Origin of the sequence: Alteromonas sp. CyTr2 (assembly GCF_947311905.1) — a bacterium.
GTDB classification, from domain to species: domain Bacteria; phylum Pseudomonadota; class Gammaproteobacteria; order Enterobacterales; family Alteromonadaceae; genus Alteromonas; species Alteromonas macleodii.
In genome coordinates this window covers 124,651-141,682 of sequence record NZ_CAMZMZ010000005.1, presented here as the reverse complement: position 1 = coordinate 141,682, position 17,032 = coordinate 124,651, and the positions used below count along the sequence as shown (strand labels likewise).

11 protein-coding genes, 6 tRNA genes and 1 pseudogene are annotated in these 17,032 nt (G+C 45.2%); 4 read left to right on the top strand and 14 right to left on the bottom strand.

The window, feature by feature from the left end; all coding sequences use genetic code 11:
- Positions 1-13 precede the first annotated feature (13 nt).
- The 10 genes and pseudogenes from QME20_RS05175 to QME20_RS05130 form a co-directional block, all read right to left on the bottom strand.
- A pseudogene (locus QME20_RS05175) lies at positions 14-423 on the bottom strand (acyl-CoA thioesterase).
- A 141-nt stretch (positions 424-564) separates the two neighbouring features.
- Positions 565-641: transfer RNA gene (locus QME20_RS05170), tRNA-Arg, on the bottom strand.
- A 53-nt stretch (positions 642-694) separates the two neighbouring features.
- Positions 695-771 (bottom strand) — tRNA-Arg (locus tag QME20_RS05165).
- Positions 772-824: 53 nt separating this feature from the next.
- Positions 825-901: transfer RNA gene (locus tag QME20_RS05160), tRNA-Arg, on the bottom strand.
- Positions 902-954: 53 nt separating this feature from the next.
- Positions 955-1,031: transfer RNA gene (locus QME20_RS05155), tRNA-Arg, on the bottom strand.
- Positions 1,032-1,084: 53 nt separating this feature from the next.
- Positions 1,085-1,161 (bottom strand) — tRNA-Arg (locus QME20_RS05150).
- Between the two features lie 37 nt (positions 1,162-1,198).
- Positions 1,199-1,290 (bottom strand) — tRNA-Ser (locus QME20_RS05145).
- A gap of 565 nt (positions 1,291-1,855) precedes the next feature.
- A complete protein-coding gene (csrA, locus tag QME20_RS05140) occupies positions 1,856-2,047 on the bottom strand; it encodes a carbon storage regulator CsrA (protein WP_012517705.1) in 192 nt (63 codons plus the stop codon).
- A gap of 134 nt (positions 2,048-2,181) precedes the next feature.
- The gene (gene alaS, locus QME20_RS05135) at positions 2,182-4,779 is read right to left on the bottom strand and encodes an alanine--tRNA ligase (RefSeq protein ID WP_014948671.1); all 2,598 of its coding nucleotides are present in this window, start codon (positions 4,777-4,779) and stop codon (positions 2,182-2,184) included.
- A 297-nt stretch (positions 4,780-5,076) separates the two neighbouring features.
- Positions 5,077-5,535: a regulatory protein RecX gene (locus tag QME20_RS05130; protein ID WP_168532394.1), complete on the bottom strand. Its 459-nt coding sequence runs from the start codon at positions 5,533-5,535 to the stop codon at positions 5,077-5,079.
- A 118-nt stretch (positions 5,536-5,653) separates the two neighbouring features.
- Here QME20_RS05130 and QME20_RS05125 point away from each other — a divergent pair, with 118 nt between their 5' ends.
- Together QME20_RS05125 and QME20_RS05120 are read left to right on the top strand one after the other, a co-directional pair.
- A complete protein-coding gene (locus QME20_RS05125; RefSeq protein WP_168532396.1) occupies positions 5,654-6,979 on the top strand; it encodes a GNAT family N-acetyltransferase in 1,326 nt (441 codons plus the stop codon).
- A complete protein-coding gene (locus tag QME20_RS05120) occupies positions 6,969-9,044 on the top strand; it encodes a M13 family metallopeptidase (protein WP_168532398.1) in 2,076 nt (691 codons plus the stop codon). The genes QME20_RS05125 and QME20_RS05120 overlap by 11 nt, the downstream gene beginning before the upstream one ends.
- Positions 9,045-9,272: 228 nt before the next feature.
- Here the strand turns inward: QME20_RS05120 and betI are convergent, their stop codons facing one another.
- The 4 genes from betI to QME20_RS05100 all read right to left on the bottom strand — a co-directional run bounded on the left by betI (position 9,273) and on the right by QME20_RS05100 (position 14,900).
- The gene (betI, locus tag QME20_RS05115; protein ID WP_269719572.1) at positions 9,273-9,848 is read right to left on the bottom strand and encodes a transcriptional regulator BetI; all 576 of its coding nucleotides are present in this window, start codon (positions 9,846-9,848) and stop codon (positions 9,273-9,275) included.
- 73 nt (positions 9,849-9,921) lie between these two features.
- The gene (locus QME20_RS05110) at positions 9,922-12,345 is read right to left on the bottom strand and encodes a TonB-dependent receptor (protein WP_014948666.1); all 2,424 of its coding nucleotides are present in this window, start codon (positions 12,343-12,345) and stop codon (positions 9,922-9,924) included.
- A gap of 252 nt (positions 12,346-12,597) precedes the next feature.
- Positions 12,598-14,235 carry a SulP family inorganic anion transporter gene (locus QME20_RS05105; RefSeq protein ID WP_049587661.1) on the bottom strand — a complete coding sequence of 546 codons (1,638 nt, stop codon included), beginning with the start codon at positions 14,233-14,235 and terminating at the stop codon, positions 12,598-12,600.
- 11 nt (positions 14,236-14,246) lie between these two features.
- Complete coding sequence (locus QME20_RS05100; protein ID WP_014948664.1) at positions 14,247-14,900, bottom strand: carbonic anhydrase; 654 nt, start codon at positions 14,898-14,900, stop codon at positions 14,247-14,249.
- A gap of 158 nt (positions 14,901-15,058) precedes the next feature.
- Here QME20_RS05100 and QME20_RS05095 point away from each other — a divergent pair, with 158 nt between their 5' ends.
- Positions 15,059-16,027 (top strand): hydrogen peroxide-inducible genes activator, encoded by a 969-nt coding sequence (locus tag QME20_RS05095; protein ID WP_014978617.1) that lies wholly within the window; start codon positions 15,059-15,061, stop codon positions 16,025-16,027.
- 17 nt (positions 16,028-16,044) lie between these two features.
- Positions 16,045-16,932, top strand: coding sequence for a LysR family transcriptional regulator (locus tag QME20_RS05090; protein WP_039223024.1), 888 nt, complete (start codon positions 16,045-16,047; stop codon positions 16,930-16,932).
- The last annotated feature ends 100 nt before the right edge of the window (positions 16,933-17,032 follow it).

Genomic DNA, 17,032 nt, shown 5'->3' with positions numbered 1-17,032 from the left:
TTATACTCACACCTTAATGAAAGCCTATATTTTCCGTAAAGTCACTGTCTAGCTGTTTAGCGAAATCTTTCGCATGCACCGCCATAAAAGTTATAAAACAGCGATTTGCGACAGACGTAGTGTTTTCCGTGGCGTCGCCCGATTTAACCACAACATAGATATGCATACTTGACGCTCCAGTGTGTACCAACGATGCGGTTATTTCTACGAGTTGACCTACCTTTATTGGCTTTATAAAGCGAATACCGTTCGATGAAACTGTAACGCAATAGCATTTCGACCACTGCGCGGCACAGGCATAGGCTGCTTGGTCAATCCATTTCATTAAGCTGTTATAGAGAGCATGCCACCGTGAACGTTACCGCCAAAGTTTACGTCGGTAGGTTCTGCTAAAAATCGAAAAGTAGTAGATGGATGTGCCATAGCGTACCTCGCGCTTTACTGCTGTTAAACACATTAAGTTTAGCTTAAATTTTAAACAGCGCGCTTAGACGAAAGTGGAGAGAACAAAAATAAAAGGAGTAAAAATGAAAAAACCCACCTAAAAAGGTGGGTTTTTCAATATGGCGCGTGTGGAAGGATTCGAACCTCCGACCGCCTGGTTCGTAGCCAGGTACTCTATCCAGCTGAGCTACACACGCGTAAACTTGTGTACTTTTGAATTCTACCTCAAAAGGTGACGCTTTAAAATAAGTGGCGCGTGTGGAAGGATTCGAACCTCCGACCGCCTGGTTCGTAGCCAGGTACTCTATCCAGCTGAGCTACACACGCGTAAACTTGTGTACTTTTGAATTCTACCTCAAAAGGTGACGCTTTAAAATAAGTGGCGCGTGTGGAAGGATTCGAACCTCCGACCGCCTGGTTCGTAGCCAGGTACTCTATCCAGCTGAGCTACACACGCGTAAACTTGTGTACTTTTGAATTCTACCTCAAAAGGTGACGCTTTAAAATAAGTGGCGCGTGTGGAAGGATTCGAACCTCCGACCGCCTGGTTCGTAGCCAGGTACTCTATCCAGCTGAGCTACACACGCGTAAACTTGTGTACTTTTGAATTCTACCTCAAAAGGTGACGCTTTAAAATAAGTGGCGCGTGTGGAAGGATTCGAACCTCCGACCGCCTGGTTCGTAGCCAGGTACTCTATCCAGCTGAGCTACACACGCGCAAAACTTGTTGTTGGCCGTCACTGCCAACGAATAATGGCGGAGAGGGAGGGATTCGAACCCTCGATACGCGTATATGCGTATGGTTCCTTAGCAGGGAACTGGTTTCAGCCACTCACCCACCTCTCCTTGACTGCGGGGTGCATTTTACGGATTCATTGGCCTGAGTCAAACCTTTTTTATAAAGAAATTGTTCACCCGCTGCCATTTTAAACGATTCGAGCAAAAAACCAGTAATTTGTTCGCAATACAAGCAATTAAACCGAATTTTATTTAACGATGCTCGTTAATTTGCATTTGAATATGCGCAGCTTCATTGCAGTTTTAACTGACCCGCCTTAATAATTTAGTCAATTTTTCAAAAATAATATCAAAAAGTTTTGAATTTATTTGTTCATAACCAAGTACGCTGATTCGTATTACTTACTTAAGTTATTTAAAAACACTCCAAAATCTCAAATAAAGCGGTATATGTCTCTATTTAAAAATCGTCCACCCAGAAGGCATTGTGCTAGAAAAAAGCTGTGCACGACCCAGAGACTTAACTTGGTCGTTAGCGCGAGACATCACAACGTCATTTCTGGCGAAATAGAACAGAAACAATAGACTTGCGCTAAAGCCCGATAAGATTTAGTCACTTAAAACAAAAAAGGCCAGCGTAAGCTGACCTTTTCCAATGAAGCGTATAATGCAATTATTCTGCAGAGCCTGGCTGACCGCCTTTTTCTGCTTGAATGCGCATGTATATCTCTTCACGGTGCACAGAAACTTCTTTTGGTGCATTCACACCGATACGTACCTGATTCCCTTTTACACCTAGTACGGTAACGGTTACATCGTCACCAACCATAAGCGTTTCACCAACTCGACGAGTCAAAATAAGCATTCGCTTGCTCCTGTTCCTTAATACTGAACATCATCCATTAAGATTTGCCAACCCATCGGCACGACCCGATGGAAGCGACAGTGATTCCATGTTTCTGCGTCACTTCAAAAACTCACTGTTATACACAAAAATAATTATAGCTTATCTTGTAACCAAGCGTTAACCGAATCTAGCGCCTGGCCCAAGTTTTCAGGCTGGTCACCGCCTGCCTGTGCCATATCTGGACGACCGCCCCCTTTGCCACCTACTTGTGATGCAACAAAGTTAACTAGCTCGCCCGCTTTAACTTTACTAGTGAGGTTTTTAGTAACGCCAGCAATAAGATTCACTTTCGCGTCATTAGCCACACCTAATACTACGATCCCTTCACCAATTCGGTTTTTAATGTCATCCATCATTGAACGCAATGACTTCGCTTCAACACCTTCCAAATTCGCAATAAGAACTTTAACGCCATTTATCTCTACTGCATTACTAAGCATATCAGCACCTTGCTGACTCGCCAATTTTTGTTTCGCAGAATTGAGTGCTTTTTCTAGTTCTTTAGTCTGATTTTGTAGAGAAACTACGCGATCAAGTACATTTTGGCTGTCTGTTTTCAATAACGCAGACAATGAAGACAGTGTCGCTTGTTGGGTTTGCACGACTTCAAGTGCATGCTCGCCAGTAACTGCTTCGATACGTCGAACGCCCGATGCAATACCCGCTTCACTGGTAATTTTAAACAAGCCAATATCACCAGTACGTGTAACGTGAGTACCACCACATAGCTCAACAGAGAATGGCCCCATGGTTACCACGCGAACTTTTTCGTCGTACTTTTCACCAAATAGCGCCATTGCGCCTGATGCTTTGGCTTCATCCAAATCCATTAGTTCAGTTGCTAACGTGTGGTTTGCACGTATTTCTTGGTTAACTCGTCTTTCAATCTCAGCAAGTTGCTCAGCCGTTACTGCCTCAAAATGCGAGAAGTCAAAACGCATGCGCGGCGCTTCAACCAATGAACCTTTCTGAGTTACGTGCTCACCTAAAATTTCACGCAGTGCTGCATGAAGTAAATGCGTTGCGCTGTGGTTCTTTTTAATGGCTTCACGATTTGCTGCATCAATCGCTGCGGTTGCCGTATCACCTTTAGATACCGAACCTTTAGCAATACCTTTGTGTGCAAACGCATTACCCATTTTTTGGGTGTCAGTAACGATGAATTCACCGTTTGCCACGCGAAGCACACCTTTGTCACCTGCCTGACCACCGCTTTCAGCGTAGAACGGTGTGCTGTCTAATACCACAACGCCTTCTTGACCGTCTTCAAGCTTCTCAACAAACGCATTGTCGGCAATAAGTTCAACCACATTCGCCTGGCCTTCTACATCGGTGTACCCAGTAAATGAGGTTGTGTGGTCAATGGCGAGTTTACTATTGTAGTCTGCACCAAAGTTGCTAGCCTGCTGTGCACGGGCACGTTGTGCTTGCATAGCAGCTTCAAAACCTTCTTCGTCAATCTTAAGGTCGTGCTCACGCGCTACATCATTGGTTAAGTCAGTAGGGAAACCATAGGTGTCGTAAAGCTTGAACACTACGTCACCCGGCACTGTGTCGCCTTCTAGAGTTTCTAGTGTATCGTTTAGGATAGCCATACCACGGGCTAACGTTTTGCTAAACTGCTCTTCTTCAACACGTAGTACTTTTTCAATTACCGGTAGCTGGTCTACAAGTTCTGGATACGCTTCACCCATTTCTTTGGCAAGTGATGCTACAAGCTTATAGAAGAAAATATCGTTTGCGCCAAGTTGATAGCCGTGGCGGACAGCGCGACGAATAATGCGACGTAATACGTATCCGCGCCCTTCATTTGATGGCATAACGCCATCGCAAATTAAGAAGCTGCACGAACGAATGTGATCGGCGATGACCCGTAGCGATTTATTTTCTAAATCTTCGCTTCCAACAATTGATGCTGCTGATTTGATCAAGTTTTGGAAAAGGTCGATCTCGTAGTTGCTGTGCACGTTCTGCAAGATAGCGGAAATACGTTCTAGGCCCATACCGGTATCGATTGAAGGCTTAGGGAGTGGCTCCATGGTACCGTCAGCTTGTTTGTTAAACTGCATAAATACCAGGTTCCAAATTTCGATAAAGCGGTCGCCGTCTTCTTCTGGTGTTCCCGGAGGACCTCCCCAAATGTGCGCACCGTGATCGTAAAAGATTTCAGAACAAGGACCACATGGACCGGTATCGCCCATAGACCAGAAGTTATCTGACGTACTAATGCGAATAATCTTTTCTTTTGGAACACCAATATGGTTTTCCCAGATGTCGAAAGCTTCGTCATCTTCAGAATAAACGGTGACTAAGAGCTTTTCTTTTGGCAAACCAATTTCTTTGGTAAGGAAATTCCACGCAAACTCTATCGCTTCTTTTTTGAAATAATCGCCAAAGCTGAAATTACCCAGCATTTCAAAAAAGGTATGGTGACGCGCAGTGTAACCTACGTTCTCAAGGTCGTTATGCTTACCACCTGCGCGAACGCAGCGCTGTGACGATACCGCACGGGTATAGCTGCGTTTTTCCGCACCTAAAAAACAGTCTTTAAACTGGTTCATGCCCGCGTTAGTAAAAAGAAGTGTGGGATCATCTGCCGGAACCAGTGACGAGCTCGCCACCGCTTGGTGGCCATGGCTTTTAAAATAATCGATAAACTTGTTACGTAAGTCAGCAGTTGATAATGTCATTGAAAACCTAACTTCCTTTATTCTATTTTTGAAACGTGTGATTTGCCTGTTCTAATGAGCTTTATAATCGGGGCAGTTTGCGAATACGCAATACGCTTATCCTCGCTATAATTCTCTGGATAATTAAAATGCACACAAATTTGCGCAACAATACCATGGATAACGCAATTTTGTTAAGTGTAACGGGGAGAAGATAGGCCCAAATTTCACTTTAAGCAGACGAAAATAGCCAGTATTCATAAAACGAATCGCCAACGGCATCTATTTGTCGGTAAACATGAGCATAAATCAGCCGTTTTAGCTAGATTCGTTTGCGCTTACCGCATATTCAATGTGATCTTGGTAAAAGCCACGATATTGAAGAAATTGTTTCTGCTTTTGTCTCAACGCGAATTCGGTTTCATAAAAGTCGCCAAACTTTTTCTCTTTTACTTTTTTAGCACTTTCAAACCAGTCAGCGTCAATCTCTCTCATTGCGTGTTCTGCAGTACTTTCATCAACACCGTATTGCTGTAAGTCTAATTTAATCGCGCGGGGTCCCTTCCCTTTTAAGTACAGTGCGCGAGCTCGGCTTTCTGCAAATCTAGCATCGCTTTGGATATCAGCATCTTTGAATTCCCCCAGAATAGGCATGAAAGCATCACTCGCTATTCCCTTCTGCTGCAACTTTCGCATAATTTCGTTTAAGCTATGCTCTCGTCGTGCCAGCATGCGAGTAATCGCGTCGGTAATGATTTTTCGGTCGAACTCTGACATTTTTGTAAAATTACTCTTCTGTATTAAACGTAGAAACCGCGTTATTTTAGCGTTAATTACTCGTAGATTGCGACTATCTAACGTTTTACGCACTTAACCTCTACATGATGTAAACTGCATGACAGCATCCAACTATCGCATAACAATAATAGATTCGATTGAACAGTTCTCTAAAGAGCGCTGGCAATACCTCGCGAAAGAAGCGGGTCCCTTTGTTTCTTATGAATTTTTACATGCGCTAGAACGCAGCGGCTCGTGCAGCAATGAATCTGGGTGGCAGCCTTGCCATATCGCTATAGCGAGAGGTAAGCATGAGGCTGCAAATCTTGTTATTCCTGGCTACCTGAAAACTCATAGCTACGGTGAATACGTGTTCGACCACGCGTGGGCTAATGCTTATGCACAGCACGGTCTCGACTATTATCCTAAGTGGATATCGGCCATCCCCTTCACCCCCGTAACAGGTTCTAGACTACTTTCTGATGGGCAAATTGTGCTTACTCCGGCGCTTTTAAGTGAACTGGAAAATACACTGACAGCGTATGTAGAGTCCGTATTTGGTGAGGCTTTATCTTCTTTTCATTGGCTATTTCCCAATGAAAGCACCTCGGCTCAACTCATTGGTAAAGGCGAGTCTGAGGCTAGTGAGTTAACCGATGATTTGCCTAATGACCAATTCAAAGTTCAACCCAGTATTCCCAACCACTACCTGACCCGATACGCAGTTCAGTTTCAGTGGCATAACTACGGTTATGGTGATTTCGACGATTTTCTTAACGCGCTTACCTCCCGCAAAAGAAAAGATATCAAGAAAAGTCGACGTAAACTGAACGAGCAAGGCGTCCGCTTTACCCATCATACCGGCAATGAGATTAGTCCAGAGACACTGCAGTTTTTCACAAAGTGTTACAAAGCAACCTATTTAAAACGAAGCGGTCACGTGGGATATTTGAATGATGCGTTCTTTGAACAGCTTGTCGAGAGCATGAGCGAGAACATGCTTATAGTTACGGCAGTAGAGAATGAGGTAGCAGTAGCCAGCGCCCTCTTTTTCTACGATGAGACAGGACTGTATGGAAGATACTGGGGAGCACAGAAAGAAATAGACGGGCTACATTTTGCCTGCTGTTATTTTGAAGGCATTGAATTTGCCATTGAGAAAAAGCTATCGCTTTTTAATCCCGGCACCCAAGGTGAACATAAAATACTTCGAGGCTTCGAGCCCATTTATTGCCGTTCTCATCACAAATTACAACATCCGTCGTTTCACACTGCTGTAGCAGACTTTTTACAGCGAGAAACGCCACATATCGCAAGCTATTTTAATCAGGCACGGAATGCTTTACCGTTTAACAAGGAATTTATGCCTACTTTAAAAACAACGAGTGTCACTGCATCTAACGACGACACTTATAATCACAACGAGAAAAACGATGAAATATAAACTTCTTGCCGTAGCGATTGCGGCATCTTTGGGACTTGCTGGTTGCGGTCAGCCTGAAAAAGCCCAAGAACAAACTAGCAATGTTGAAGCGCCAGAAATGAAGGGCGAAGCGGAACTAGGCTCTTTTGGCGTAGACTTAACCGCTCGCAATGAAGCGGTAAAACCTGGTGATGACTTCTTCATGTACGCGAGCGGTACATGGTACGACAACTACGAGCTGCCCGCTGACAAAACTCGCTACGGCGCGTTTACGGGTCTTGCAGAGCGTAGTGAAGAGCAAGTTAAAAACATCATTGATGGGCTAATGGAAAAGTCTTCGCTGAATGCAGAAGAGAAGCTTGTTCACGACTTTTTCGTTGCTTACATGGATACCGATACCATCAACGAAAAAGGTATTGAGCCGATTAAAGACGTACTAACCTCTATTGATAGCATTGAGAATAGAACTGACCTAACCAAAGCGTTTGGTAATAGCTGGTTGGTAGGTTCAAGCACACCAATTTACGGTGGCATGTGGTACAACCGTCTTGACCCGAACGAATACCAGTTAAGTGTTGGCGTAGGTGGTTTGGGTCTTCCTGATCGCGATTACTACCTGAGCGATAGCGAACGTTTTGTTAAGATTCGTGAAGCTTACGTAGCACACATCGAGCAAATGCTTAATTTTGCAGGCGAAGAAAACGCAGCCGAAAAAGCAGCAAACATTCTTGCCCTTGAAACACAAATTGCAGAAATTCAGTGGCCTCGCGAAAAACGCCGTGACCGCGATCTTACTCTTAACCAGATTGAACGTAGCAAGCTGTCTGACGAGTACCCTGGCTTTGATTGGGATACGTATTTTGCTCAAACCGGTTATAAGGTACCTGAGCTAAATATTACACAGCCTGAGCCAGTGAAAGACGTTATTAAAATTATTAACGAAGCTGATCTCGCTGATTGGAAGTCGTATTTGAAATATCACACTATTTCAAACAATGCGGATTTCCTTTCTGAAGATATCTACCTAGCCAACTTTGACTTCTTTGGTCGTACACTAAGCGGCCAGCAAGAGCCTCGTCCTCGTTGGAAACGCGCAGTGAGCCAAATGTCTGGTACTGAGTCACTTGGTTTTGCTATAGGCAAGATTTACGTAAACGAATACTTCCCAGAAAGCTCAAAAGAGCAGATGGCAGAGCTGGTTGAAAACTTGCGTACAGCACTAGGTGAGCGTATTGAAAACCTAGACTGGATGAGCGAAGAAACCAAGGTAAATGCCAAAGAAAAGCTAATGGCATTTAACCCTAAAATTGGCTACCCAGACGAATGGCAGTCTTTCGACGGCGTAACCATCAGCGACAAAGACTTAGTAGGCAATGTTCGAAACCTACGCACATTCTTCCAAGACCAATCGGTAGAACGTGAGCTAGAGAAAACGGATCGCAATCGCTGGGGTATGACACCGCAGCGCGTTAACGCCTACTACAATAGCTCGTTCAACGAAATTGTATTCCCAGCGGCTATTTTGCAACCACCATTCTTTGATCCAAACGCCGACGCAGCAGTTAACTACGGTGCAATCGGTGCGGTAATTGGTCACGAAATGGGACATGGTTTTGACGATCAAGGCTCGAAGTCAGATGCAAACGGTATTCAGCGCAACTGGTGGACCGATGCTGACCGCGCAGCGTTTGAAGAAAAAGCGGATATGCTAGCCGAGCAATACAGCCAGTACGAGCCTATCGAAGGTAACTTCGTAAATGGTCGCAACAGCTTGGGTGAAAACATTGGTGACGTGGGTGGTCTAGCCATGGCTTACCACGCCTACAAACTTAGCCTTAACGGCAAAGAAGCGCCGGTAATTGACGGCCTAACAGGCGATCAGCGTTTCTTCCTTGCATGGGCACAAGTGTGGAAAGAAAAACGCACTGAAGAAAGCATGTTGAATCAACTTCGCGCAGGTACACACGCGCCAGGTCGTTATCGTGCACAAGCTCCAAGAAACCATGATGCATGGTATGAAGCGTTTGACGTGAAACCAGGTGATGCACTTTATCTTGCGCCTGAAGAACGCGTTAGAATTTGGTAGCTCATTGAGTTTAGCACTTAGTGAGCACATGCTAGCTTCTCGCGCCGGATAGAGATTTGTATCTGGCGCCAGCTAATACCAGTCCGCATAGCTCATTTAGAAAGTGTAGATAATTAAAAAGGGCGGTTCGACTTATCTCGAACCGCCCTTTTTATTTCTCTAATCAGTATTCGATCAGTGGTACTTATACGCCAGCCGCGAGTACTTGTTTAACTTCCGTTTGCTTATTTATCTTCCGTATTGGGCAACTAAATCGCGAACGTATTGCTTACAACGGGCTACAGCTTCTGAAAAATCACCGTTACCCACACTGCCCATGGAATAACGAAGCCAATACCCATCAATTAATGCAGCGGTAGACGCAGCGGCGTTTTTGACCTGCTCAGGTTTAAGTAGCTTGCGGTAACTAAACGCTAAATTACGCTCTAAGCGTTTGTGGTTAATACACTGCAAACGATGCAAGCCTTCGTTGTGTAGTGACAACGCCCAGAAGTTAAACCAGGTATTGGTGGCGGAACTCGCCCCTTGCGTTTGTGAAAAGTTATTTTCAATAATGAAATCTATCCGCTCTAGGGGATCGTCAATACGCTGCGTGATTTTTAGCGCATCGAGAAGGTGGCGCATCGTTGCTTCAATTAAACCTTGCTTGTCACCAAAATAGTGACTGATTATCCCTGAAGAAAGCCCAGCTCTTCTACTAATTAAGCTAATCGTTGTACCGTGATAGCCAACTTCTGCCATCACTTCTAGCGTTGCTTCTATTAATTGCTTCTTGCGAACTGGCTCCATTCCCACCTTGGGCATGCTACAACTCCAAACCTTAAATCTAAAAAATAACCTGCGACAGCACAATGCCGCCGCAGGCATGATATCACGATTAAAAGGTTAAGCGTGCGTTGACTGCAACAGCGCGAGGTGCGCCAATCCAAAATGCACCTGGTGCAATGGTAGACGCATAGTCTTCATCAAACAGGTTGTTTACTGTTAAACGCACTTCTAGCTCTTCAGCACCTGAACCAATGTTTTCGATAAAGCCGCCAATATAGAAGTCGCTAACGATATAGTCATCAACTTGTGCCGCATTATCAATATCCAGGTAGCGGCTATCAACGTACTTGGTAGACAGGCCTGCAAAGTAGTTATCGCGTGCCCAATCAAGACTAATTACCGCCATAGTGTCAGGCGTACCGATAACCGTATTACCTTCAATAGCTACCAGTGACACTTCAGGGTTTTCAGGGTCAGCGATGGCTGCCAGCGCATCGTCAAGTGTATCGTATTGCGTACCTGAACTACCTACCGTCGCAACATATTCTGACTCGCTTAAGGTAATAGAAGTGAACAACGAAAACTCTTCGGTTAACATAATGTCTGCTGAAATTTCAAAACCGCTAGACTCAATACCGCCCACGTTTTTGTATCCACCCGCGGCTGCTTCAAGAAAGTCTATACCCTCTGAGGTTTCGTTACTGGTAAATTGAATACGGTCGTTAAACTCAATATTGTAGTAGGTCACGCTGGCATTGAAACCAGGTGAAGAGTAGCGGAAACCTACGTCAATGTTGTCAGCGGTTTCTGGCTTTATAAAGCGAAGGTCAGTATCGTTGCGCTCTAGTTGTGCATCTTTGATTGCCGCAAAGTTCTCACCGTAACCTGCGAAAACTTCCACTCCTTCAATGGGTAAAGGTGCAACGATACCGGCAGAGAATAAGGTATCTGAGTCAGTATTCACCGCTAAGTTGTTGGCTGAATCAAAGTTGTCCGTTTTCTCGATATCTACGTTAAACTTCTTGGCACCAGCGCGAATGCGGGCAAAGCCTAGATCAAGCTCATCTTCCACATAGTACATCAAGGTATCAACTGGGAAGGTTCTATCGTACTGCACCCAGTAAGGCACGTTGTCATAATCGACGCTAATAGACGAGTTGGTAATTTTATGCCAATCGCGAGACTCGCCACGCTCATAGTCTTCCCACCAAATACCAAAACGTACGGTATTATCAAAATCACCAATTTTGGTGTACCACACAGCATCAGCATTAATGCCAAAACGCTCTTTATCATAATGGGTGTGACGATATGAGCCCACGGGAATAGCGCCTTGCGCATGACAGCCTGGGTCATATTCTGCACCTGCACCACCATAAGGGAAGGTCAGTGAGCTTTGACACCCCTCAATAGGGCTTAGCTGGTTGCCTTGTCTATCAACAAAGTAGATTTGTCCCAGCTCCTCTCCACCGAATACTGTATTTCCAACAATAAGCTCTGAGTGCCCTTCTGCTCCGTCATCAGTGATATCAACAATATAGGGTGGAACCCATTCGCCGCGTCCTTCATTGTCGTGATAATACACGTTAGTCATAAAATCGACCTGGCCAATAGTAAAGTCAGCCTGTAAATAAGCGAAAAGGTTTTCGCGTAGGGTAGACCAACCTCGACGATACGCCTGATCTTGATAAGGCACGCCTGTCCACTCGTCAGTTAACTGGTCCCAATCTGGATTTTGCTCATATTGCGCCAGCCCGTATATGCGCTGGTAGTTATCTTCGTGGGTATCGTCGTAAGACAGGTAACCTGTAAGAGACACGTCGTTAACGGTAGAGATAAACTTCATGGCTAAATGATCACGGGTGTTCTCTGCTGCCTGCTGCATAAAGTCAGAACTTTCTTGACTTGAAAGGCTTATCCACGCGTAAGTATCTTTAAAGATTTCGCCTGTTTCGTAGCGTACATAGTATTTTGACGCATCAAATGAACCCGCAGTTACACTGGTTATTAAGCCCTGCTCCGCAGACGGGTTAATGGTGGTGAAATTCAGTGTGCCGCCCAAGGCTTCGTGTGAACGGGAAGCGATATCCGCCGTACCCTGAGAAACTTCAACACCTTTTACGTTTTCGGTATCAATATAGCGATTCGCTTTCGCGCCACCACCGTAATTCGAGTTACCGTTAGCGATGCCATCTACTGTCATGCCAATTTGCTGCTCATTTAGGTTTACTTGAAAGCCACGAATAACAATAGACGTTGACCAGTCATCAGCCCCAAAGGTATCACCTTCGTTAATAAGCACACCCGGCAGGTTATCAACCGCGGCTAACACACTGCTAAGATTAGCCTGTTGTTTAAACATATCGTCGCTTGTTGCGTTATTCGCGTAAGAAACGCTTCGCCCAACAACGGTAATTTCTTCTATGCGCTCTTCGTCAGCACGCTCTGCTTCCTCTGCCCACGCCACTGTAGGTGTAGTCATAGACGAAAGTGCTGCAAGTACAGCTAACGAGAGTTTATTGTGTGTTTTCATGTGTTTCCCAAAGTAGTTGTGTAATGTTTACTCACTACTCTAGGGAGGAATTGTTACAGTAGCGTTAAGTTTAATTGAACAATCAATTAATAAAACATTTTCCATGTTTGTTTATTCAATGACATCCAAGTAAACACGCATCAGCTATAAACTGCCCCAGAAATTTAGCAAAGAAATCTTTGCCAAACAGACCCAAAAAGCCCTCACTAAGGAGGGCCAAAAGGGAAAGGTTTATCTTACCTTGATATTACTTCACGACTGCGTTGCGGCTTGAAAACGGGTGTTTTTGCTTTCAGTCCCGGCTACTTGCTTTTCTGCGTAAAGCAAGGCGTCGTGTAGCGTGTCAAAGTTGGGGATCCCTGGGTGCGCTTCGTTTACGCCCTCAAGCACCTTATTGACTTCTGCATTAGCACCACAAATAACCAGCTGACGACCTGCCGCTAGTGCATCTGAGGTAACTGTATCAACTGCCATCGCAGCAGAAACATCCATAAGTGGAACGCGCGAGAAATCTAAAATGGTGACTTTAGAACCCGGTTTCACACGCTCACGAACGTGGTGGCCCAAATCGGCAGCCGCACCAAAGCTTAGTGGCCCGCCAAAACTAAAGATTGATACTTTGTCTTTAAGAGATTCCAATAGCTCATTTTCTTTAGGGTCGTTTAACGACTCAGGGATTTTCTTAAGCTCTTCAATTTGCAGCTGTGCGATTTGCTTAACGTAAGCTAATGCTGCGAATACCACGCCAACACCAACTGCTGTGATCAGATCTACAAATACCGTTAGCGCAAGCACCATAATCATGAGGCCGAAGTCCCAACGGGGGCCTTTGTGAGCGCGCTTCAAGTAACTCCAGTCGATGATATCTAAGCCAACTTTAACCAAGATACCAGCAAGAACTGCGTGAGGAATTTGCGCTGCTAGCGGGCTAAGACCTAACACAATTGCTAGAAGAACTAGTGCGTGTACCATACCTGAAATGTTGTACTTACCACCGCTACGGATATTTACAACAGTACGCATCGTTGCGCCTGCACCTGCGATACCGCCGATAAGACCAGCAAATGTATTACCAATACCTTGGCCGATTAGCTCTTTGTTACTATCGTGACGGGTACGCGTCATGTTATCAGCAACAAGAGATGTAAGTAGACTATCGATGGCTCCCAGTACAGCTAGAATAAACGCGGCTTCAAGAATAAGCAGTGCTTTGCTTTGGTCAAATACTGGAAGGTGAAGGCTAGGTAAACCCGTCGGGATATCACCAAGAATTGGCACAGACAACGCTAAACTTACAAGCGTGCCAATGATAAGTGCAGCCAGTGCACCAGGCACATACTTGCCTAGTTGCGGTGGCCATTTGTAGGCAATAACCAAGGTACCAAGGCCTAACGCCAAGGTTGCAAAATCAATATCGGCAAGCGCGGTTGGCAAGTATGTCAATGCGCCGATTGTTCCACCTGGAGGCTCATGGCCCAGTAAGCGGCCGATTTGAAGAATAATGATGATTGCACCGATGCCCGACATAAAGCCCGATATTACCGGGTAAGGCACTAGGCGAATGTATTGACCAATACCAAGGACACCAAAAACAATCTGGAATATACCGGCCAATATCACCGCTGTGAATATAAGGCTGGTGTCGCCCGATAGACTTGCGAACAAGCCTGCAAGAACAACAACCATAGGCCCCGTTGGACCAGAAATCTGTGCTGGTGTACCACCGAAAAGTGCGGCAAAAAAGCCAACCGCAATAGCACCGTACAGACCCGCCATTGGACCTAAGCCTGACGCGACACCAAGTGCAAGCGCCAGTGGTAAAGCAACGATACCGGCTGTTAAACCGCCGGTAAAATCGCCTCGTAGGTTTGAAAGGTTAATTTTTACCATCGTTATAGACCTTATTCACCGCGAGCAAGTTGTGCTTCGGCAGTAGACTCGTCCATTACATCAAATTCACCAGACTCAGTGTTGTAGTAAAGCACTTCACCTGAACCAATGTTATATACCCATCCGTGAAGCTTAACCTGACCTGTTGCAATTTTTGCAGCAACAGCAGGGTGAGTACGAAGGTGCTGAATTTGCTGAACAACGTTCTCTTTCGTTACCGCTTCTAGATCGTCAATAGAAAGGTCTGAATGGCCACAGCGCTCTTTAACAACTTCAGTTGCAACACGGCAATGACCTAGCCACTCTTTTACATGCGGAAGCGCACTTAAGCCTTCAGGGTTGATGGCGCCTTTCATTGCACCACAGTCAGTATGGCCACAAATAACAATGTGAGAAACGCCCAGTGCAGCAACTGCAAACTCAATAGACGCTGTCATGCCACCAGTTTGGTTGCTGTGAGGAGGTACGATGTTGCCCGCATTACGGCAGATAAATAGTTCACCCGGATCAGTTTGTGTTACTAAGTTCGGGTCGATACGTGAATCAGAGCACGTAATGAAAAGCACTTCAGGGTTCTGCCCAGTAGCTAGTTTTTGAAACGTAGCTTTTTTGTTTGGGTAAACTTCTTTCTGGAATTTGGCAACACCTGAGATAACGTGATCCATATATAACTCCCAATTTTTTAGTAATTGTAATGATTATGTAATTACGCCAGTTTCACCTGATAGATTAATAGTTTAATATACTAACTCGCGATAGCTAAATACTATCACTGCTTACGTAACACTACCTATAAGCATAGTAAGAGAGAGCCATTTTCACCATGCAGTTCAACGGAAAGACCCCGTCAATTAACCAAATCCGCTATTTTGTTGCAGTGGCTAAATACCTAAGCTTCAGGCAAGCAGCGGGAATACTGGGAATTAGTCAGCCTACTCTGACCAGTCAGATCAGTGCGCTAGAAAACCTCTTAGGGCTAACGCTTTTTGAACGATCACGCACGGGAACGCTGTTATCTCCCCAAGGTAAAGCCTTGCTTGATGCAGCGGAAGAGGTGCTGCAGGCCTCTCAACGGTTCAGCGAAATTGCACGAGACTTGTCCGAGGGTGAAGTTGTAACCTACCGGTTAGGGATACCGCCAACACTAGGGCCTTATTTACTTCCCTTTGTGCTACCAGATCTGCACAAACGGAAGCCCGGCTTGCGCTTCTATGTTCGAGAAGGCGCCCCTAACGCATTGCAACACGGTCTACTGCGTGGTGAATATGACCTAATTCTTTCCCCACTTTCGGGCGAAAACTCTCAATTGATCACGCAACCACTCTTCAAAGAGCCTTTAAAATTCGTCACGCCTTCTGATCACAAATTGTCAGGAAAAGCCTATGTTAAGCCAGAAGAAATAAGCGGCGAGAAAGTGTTAACACTCGAAGACCGACATCACTTTCATCATCAAGTGCAGCGCATTTGCGATGAGATTGGGGCAGATTTACAGCGTGATTATGAGGGCACCAGCCTCGATACTTTGCGTCAAATGGTGGTAATGGGCATGGGTGTAGCGTTCCTACCAGGGCTTTATATTCATTCTGAGTTGCACAAGCCTGAAGCGTTACACGTGTGTGAAATTGCCGATATGCCTATTGAGCGTCAGCACTCATTAGCGTGGAGAAACACTGCGCCTGGACGAAAGACCTTTAGAGAAATATCAATTATCATAAAAGAGATAATTGAAACTCGCCTGTCGGACGCCGTGACTATAGTCAGTGCTGCTCCAAGCCCTCTTCCAAAACGTTAAACTGGTTGTAATTTATTATGATTGATAGACAACATTTACGAATAGTAAGAGCGATAGATGCTGAAGGCACGATGACAGAAGCGGCAAAATCGCTTTTTCTAACCCAGTCAGCGTTAAGCCACGCAATGAAAAAGTTGGAAGCCCATTTTGACGTACCGCTTTGGAAAAAAGACGGCAGAAGACTCACGCTGACTCAGGCGGGTCAGAGTGTATTGGGCTTAGCTCACCGAGTTTTACCCCAGTTTGAGCATACTGAAGCCCAATTACGCAGATTCGCCGATGGTAAACAGGGCATATTACGTATTGGGATGGAGTGCTACCCGTGTTTTGAATGGTTGCTCAAGGTAGTGGCGCCTTTTTTGAAAGCCTTTCCAGATGTTGATGTAGATGTACGCCGCGCGTTCTCTTTTGGCGGTTTACAAGCGCTTCACGGGTACGATATTGATATATTGCTCACGCCAGACCCTCTTTCACTTGAAACCATTACCTACACGCCAGTGTTCGAATATGAACAAGTGTTGGTAATGGATAAGCACCACCCTTTGGCAGAGAAACCATTTGTCACACCTAAAGACTTAAGCAATGAGACCCTTATCACCTACCCCGTAGAACTCAGTCGACTGGACGTATTCACGCATTTTCTTACTCCTGCCAATTGCACAGTGAGGCAACATAAAACGATTGAAACCACAGAGATCATCTTACAAATGGTAGCAGCGGGACGTGGTGTTACTGCTTTACCTAAATGGTTAATTGATGAATCAAAAGAAAGCGATCTCCTGACTTGTCGGTCGCTTGGTGAACAAGGCGTATCAAAAACGCTGTACTTGGGTCATAGAAAAGCGCAGGACGTATTGGGGTTTGTAGATGATTTCATTGCCCTTTCGCAAACGCACAAGCCATAGGTTTTCCAAACTTTATTTCGGAAACTTATGTCAAACTAAGGAATAGAACAACTCGCTTGCCAACAATGTTGGCAAGCGAAAACGCTCTAATTAAAGACTA

Coding starts and splice junctions, on each gene's coding strand:
- csrA (WP_012517705.1), bottom strand. CDS start 2,047: ATGCTTATTTTGACTCGTCGAGTTGGTGAAACGCTTATGGTTGGTGAC.
- alaS (WP_014948671.1), bottom strand. CDS start 4,779: ATGACATTATCAACTGCTGACTTACGTAACAAGTTTATCGATTATTTT.
- QME20_RS05130 (WP_168532394.1), bottom strand. CDS start 5,535: ATGTCAGAGTTCGACCGAAAAATCATTACCGACGCGATTACTCGCATG.
- QME20_RS05125 (WP_168532396.1), top strand. CDS start 5,654: ATGACAGCATCCAACTATCGCATAACAATAATAGATTCGATTGAACAG.
- QME20_RS05120 (WP_168532398.1), top strand. CDS start 6,969: ATGAAATATAAACTTCTTGCCGTAGCGATTGCGGCATCTTTGGGACTT.
- betI (WP_269719572.1), bottom strand. CDS start 9,848: ATGCCCAAGGTGGGAATGGAGCCAGTTCGCAAGAAGCAATTAATAGAA.
- QME20_RS05110 (WP_014948666.1), bottom strand. CDS start 12,345: ATGAAAACACACAATAAACTCTCGTTAGCTGTACTTGCAGCACTTTCG.
- QME20_RS05105 (WP_049587661.1), bottom strand. CDS start 14,235: ATGGTAAAAATTAACCTTTCAAACCTACGAGGCGATTTTACCGGCGGT.
- QME20_RS05100 (WP_014948664.1), bottom strand. CDS start 14,900: ATGGATCACGTTATCTCAGGTGTTGCCAAATTCCAGAAAGAAGTTTAC.
- QME20_RS05095 (WP_014978617.1), top strand. CDS start 15,059: ATGCAGTTCAACGGAAAGACCCCGTCAATTAACCAAATCCGCTATTTT.
- QME20_RS05090 (WP_039223024.1), top strand. CDS start 16,045: ATGATTGATAGACAACATTTACGAATAGTAAGAGCGATAGATGCTGAA.